This window comes from Gemmatimonas sp. (genome assembly GCF_031426495.1).
GTDB lineage: Bacteria > Gemmatimonadota > Gemmatimonadetes > Gemmatimonadales > Gemmatimonadaceae > Gemmatimonas.
This window is the reverse complement of the sequence record NZ_JANPLK010000074.1, coordinates 1-4,731: the sequence shown is the minus strand read 5'-3', so window position 1 is coordinate 4,731 and position 4,731 is coordinate 1. Positions and strand designations below refer to the sequence as shown.

The 4,731-nt window shown below is 64.3% G+C and carries 6 protein-coding genes; 5 read left to right on the top strand and 1 reads right to left on the bottom strand.

All coding sequences use genetic code 11. The features are described 5' to 3' along the window. From RMP10_RS18545 to RMP10_RS18525, 5 genes are all read left to right on the top strand, one after another. Positions 1 to 1,165, top strand: a 1,165-nt coding sequence (locus RMP10_RS18545) for a hypothetical protein (RefSeq protein ID WP_310571604.1), incomplete at its 5' end; no start/stop codon positions are given. A 262-nt stretch (positions 1,166 to 1,427) separates the two neighbouring features. After that, a complete protein-coding gene (locus RMP10_RS18540; RefSeq protein WP_310571603.1) occupies positions 1,428 to 1,664 on the top strand; it encodes a hypothetical protein in 237 nt (78 codons plus the stop codon). A 235-nt stretch (positions 1,665 to 1,899) separates the two neighbouring features. Beyond that, a complete protein-coding gene (locus tag RMP10_RS18535; protein ID WP_310571602.1) occupies positions 1,900 to 2,199 on the top strand; it encodes a type II toxin-antitoxin system HigB family toxin in 300 nt (99 codons plus the stop codon). Between the two features lie 18 nt (positions 2,200 to 2,217). Continuing rightward, positions 2,218 to 2,628, top strand: a complete 411-nt coding sequence (locus tag RMP10_RS18530) for a helix-turn-helix domain-containing protein (protein ID WP_310571601.1) — start codon at positions 2,218 to 2,220, stop codon at positions 2,626 to 2,628. A 28-nt stretch (positions 2,629 to 2,656) separates the two neighbouring features. Next, positions 2,657 to 2,944: a hypothetical protein gene (locus RMP10_RS18525; RefSeq protein ID WP_310571600.1), complete on the top strand. Its 288-nt coding sequence runs from the start codon at positions 2,657 to 2,659 to the stop codon at positions 2,942 to 2,944. A gap of 68 nt (positions 2,945 to 3,012) precedes the next feature. Here RMP10_RS18525 and RMP10_RS18520 read toward each other — a convergent pair. Next, positions 3,013 to 4,731: tetratricopeptide repeat protein (locus RMP10_RS18520; protein ID WP_310571599.1), on the bottom strand; the 1,719-nt coding region annotated here is incomplete at its 5' end.

Sequence of the window (4,731 nt, the reverse complement as noted above, 5' to 3'; positions counted from 1 at the left end):
CGAGACGGTCACGCTGATCGATCCCGTGTCAGGTGACGTGTTTCCCCTGACGACCACGAATGAAGACGGCAAAGCGGGGAGAGCGGTGTCGGGGTCGGCATTCCGACTCATCGACGGCGTCTACATGATCTACGTGTCGCTCGACGGTACGCTCCGCGGGGCTACGTATGACGCGCGCACGCGTCAACTGGGTCGGGCCGTGTCGCTGGTGCGCGGCGTGAGTCGCGATGTAAATGGCATCGCGCAATTCGACATCTCGACGAATGGACTGTTGGGCTTCGCACCGGCTGGTGATGAGCGGCTGGCGACGATGGTGGTGCGTCGCGAAGGGGTTGACGCCGTACCGCTGCCGATGGCGCGCGGTCCGTTTCTTCGGTTCGATCTCTCCCGCGACGGGAAACGCCTGGCCGCCGTGGTGGCCACGTCCGAGGGAGACGAGCTGCGCATTTACGACTTACGTAGTGGCCTCATGCAGGTGTGGCTCCGGGCGCCGATCATCCGGATGCCGCTCTGGAACCCGCGTAGCGATCGGATCGTGGTGCGCGTGGATAACGATGCCGGTGCGACGCTGCTGATCGGTTCGCCCGACGCGTCTGGCGCTCCGGACACGCTCATGCGGCGCGTTGGCGACCAGGATGCCCTCGATGCCCTCGACTTCAGCGATGACTCGACGATCCTCGCGCGCGACAGTCGCAACCCGACAGTCTTTCGCCTCACGTTGTCCGGTCGCTCGGTGCGCATCGACACTGTGTCGAAGGATGCGATCTTCATGACGCGCTCCCCCGACGGCACGCGACTCGCCTGGCATACATCGCAAACCAATCAGCTTTTGACCGGGCCTTATCCGCGCGGCACCCAGCAGCAGCAAGTGGCAGTCGGCGGGGTGGAACCGATCTGGCTTTCGCCCACTGAATTGCTCTACCGGTCGGGCGTGACGTGGTTCGCGGCGCGTTTTGATCGCGTGAGCGGCGCGCTTATCGGCGCTCCGCGCCTCTGGGCTCGCGATCCCCGCTTTGTCGACACGCCCGGGTGGTCCAATCGCGCGTCCTGGAACGGTGGCATCATCTACTCGCAAGGCCCGGAGCAAACCGGCTCGCGGTATCTCCGCTTCATTCCCGACTTCATCACGCGTCTGAAAACCGCCGTCGACGGAGCGGCCAAGTGATAAAAGCGGCCACCGACGTGTACGTGGAAAATTGGTTCAGCGAGTTGTTGTCGAAGGCCAAGCGGTGACTGCGTGATGACGCTGGCGGGCACGCACAAATGATCGATCTCCGCGCGCAACTTCCAGCCACGCTCGGCGCCGACTACACCCTCGAGCGCGAGCTCGGTGGTGGTGGCATGTCGCGCGTGTTCGTCGCCCGCGATAACGCGCTCGGGCGCGACGTGGTGGGGGCGGCGACTGCGCCCGCGCGTACCGTGGATATGTGCACCGCGCATTCATCGACGGCCTGCCGACGGGTCGCGCGTGCGTACATCGCAGCGGCGCTGGCGGCGCCACGGGCAGCTACAGCACCAATCCGTCGCACCCGAACTGGGACGTGTCGCCAGACGGCTCCGAGTTCCTGATGCTGCGCCACGCGGGCGAGGAGGTGCAGGTGATCCTCGTGCAGAACTGGGGGCGCGAAGTCGCCGCGCGCACGGCGGCAATTCGCGCGAAATGATCGCGTGCTTCTAAAACATTCTGAATGACGTGGACTATGTGATCGGCCGAGAGCCGGTCAATCGTGGTGAGCATCGTATTGCATGATGGAGAGCTGCGTCGCGGGGAAATGGTAACATGTGCGTCGCGTCACTCGCGCACATTCCTGCCATCGGACCGCTGCAGGTCGCGACTTGACTTTCGCAAACCGCGTTTCCAAATTGGAAACACATCGCCCGCGAGGGGTTGGAACCGACATGCGGGTGATTGCGTGGAAATCGCTGCGACTGTTTGCACAAAAACATCCGCGTGCGCTCGTGCCGCTTAAGGTGTGGTGCAAGCTGATTGAGTCGAGCGAATTTGCTGACCCGGCTGACCTCAAGCGGTTGTTCGGTAGCAATGTGGACTTCCTGCCGAACAACGTCGTCATCTTTGACGTTGGTGGAAACAAATATCGGATCTCCGCGAGCATTCGGTATCGACTGAACATGTTGTTCATTCGGGACGTCATGACACATGCCGAGTATGATCGCCGCACCAAGGGCGATAGTCTTTAGAGACCGGGGAGATACGCGATGACCGCTGCACTCGACTTCAGTACGCCACATCTCATTCGTAATGAGAAAGAGTACGACGTGGTGGTTGCCGAGCTGCGTCGGCTGCTGGACAAGCATCCGAAAGAAGGGTCACGCGCGGAGGAACGCATCGAGTTTCTCAGTGTGCTGGTTGAAGATTTTGACCGGAAGCATCATCCGCTTCCAGGCGGCGCCGTTACGGCGCAGCAGGTGGTGACTTTCATGCTCGAGCAACGCGGGATGAAGCGCGCGGAACTTGCCGATGTCATGGGCGGCCGTGCACGGGTGAGTCAGTTCTTCAGCGGGCAACGCGCTTTGTCCATGCGGCAGCTACTGGCACTGCGCGCACTCTTTGGCATTCCCGCCGATTTCCTGATCGCTGAACCGGTGGCGCGGACGCGCGCACGGTAGCTCGCTTGCGTCCTGAGTTGCGCTCAAGTTGCTCAAGCCGGAGCTCGCCGCCGTGCTCGGTGCCGAGCGGTTTATGCAGGAGATCATGACTACCGCGGCGTTGCGGCATCCGCACATTCTCCTGCTGTTCGACAGCGGAGCGGCCGACGGAAACGCCGCGAGCTGTGTTGCGCTTCGACGTGCCCCGGTTGCGCTTGTGGACGTCGGGACTGCCATCGATTGGGAACGGATTGGTCTACTTCGTGATGACGGAACTGAAAAGCGACTTCTACGTCATGGAGATGGTGCGGAAGTGATCGCCCCGACACGGGCTTGAGTCTCGGCACGCCGGCGAAAGTTTGGGGAGGAACAGTGACGGGTTCCATCGAGTCCCTTCGCGCGGCGTCACCGCGACCTTCCGCCGTCGGGCAGCGTCAGGCGCGCGACATCGAGATTGAGTCGACGCAGCACCGCTGCGAAACGTGGATCGGCGCGCAGGGGGTCATACGCAATACCGAGCAGGCCGTACGCCACCACACGCTGCGGGTCAGTCAGCGCCGCTGATTCCATTGCCGTCATCGCGCCCCCAAGATCGTCGAGCCCCAGTCGCGCGTAGATAAGTGCCGGTTCGCGCTCGAGAGTGCCGGCTGGGAGCGCCTCGATACGGCGCAGCAGAGCGCGTGCTTCGTCGCGCGCACCGGAACGGCCCAGGATCCCCGCTGCTTGGCCGATGCGCGCCAGGGTCACGCCCGGCAGGTCGATCAGTCGGCGCGCCTGTGCCGCCATCTCCTGGCGACGCCCCGCGAGCTCCAGCACGTTGGCATACCACTGGTTGACGGTGAGATGCTCCGGATCCAATGCCATCGCACGTTGGGCGACGGCGATCGCCTCGTCGACGCGTCCAATCATCGCCATCGTAAGACTGCGGTAGGCGTTGTTCTGCGCATACAACGGATCCAGTCGATTCGCTGCTTCGAAGAAGCCGAGCGCTTCCCGCGGGAGGCCCATCCGATACAACAGCTCTCCCATTCGGTAGTGTGCTTCCACAAACCGGGGGTCGAGGGCAATGGCGCGCTCGTACTCGCGCCGCGCCGCGCTCCACTCATTCGCTTCGGCATGCGCGTGCGCGAGGGCTTGATGCCCATCCGCCAGCGAATCATCGATCGCAATTGCCCGCATCGCGGCGGCCTGCCCGCGTTCCGCCACGTCACGCGGCCTGACGGCGACAAAGTACGGTTGCGCCAGGAGCGTCGATGCGAGCATCGCGTATGCGCGGGCATAACTCGGGTCGCGCGAGATAGCCTGCTGAAGGTACTGCTCGGCCTTGAGCATCCCGATGCCGCGCCCCTTGTAGAGCGGCAACGCGCGGAGATAGAGATCGTACGCTTCGAGGTTGGTGGTACCGCCGCGTGCACTCATGCCGCGCGCGCCGCTCGTCGAGGTCAGCCGCACCTGCAGCGCTGACACGATCTCCCGAGTGATCTCGTCCTGTACCGCGAACACATCGGCCAGCGCTCGCTCATATGTCTGGCTCCAGAGCACGCGTTCATCGCTCGCGCTGGTCAGCTCCGCCGAGACGCGGATGCGATCACCGAAGCGGCGCACCGAGCCGTCGAGCACGGCCGCCACTTTCAGCGCACTGCCGATCTCGCGCGCGCCACCGCCTTGCAGCTTGACCCGCGCGGCCGATGCGCGACCGGCAAGACGCAGCCCCGGGATTTGCGTGAGTGCGCTGCTCAATTCGTCCGCGATACCGGCCGCGAAGTAGCTGTTGGCGGTGTCGCCGCCCACCGAGGTAAAGGGGAGCACGACGAGGGATCGCTCGGAAGCCGAAGCGGTGTCGCCCGCAGTCGTCGACTCGCGCACGGTGACATTCGCCGGCGCGCTGCTCGGCACACGTCGGAATAACACGGCACCAGCAATGACAACCGCACCGAGTGCGAACACGCCGCCAATCGCGACGACGCGCCGTCCGCCTGGCGCGCGACTCGTTGGGGCACCTTCGGGCGTCGCACCACTCGCCCCTCGCTCTGCATGCGCGCCCGTACCCAGGGCGCCCGCCGACAGCGCGTCTGCAAACGCCCCGCAGCTGGGGAACCGGTCCGCCGGTGACTTCGAAAGCGC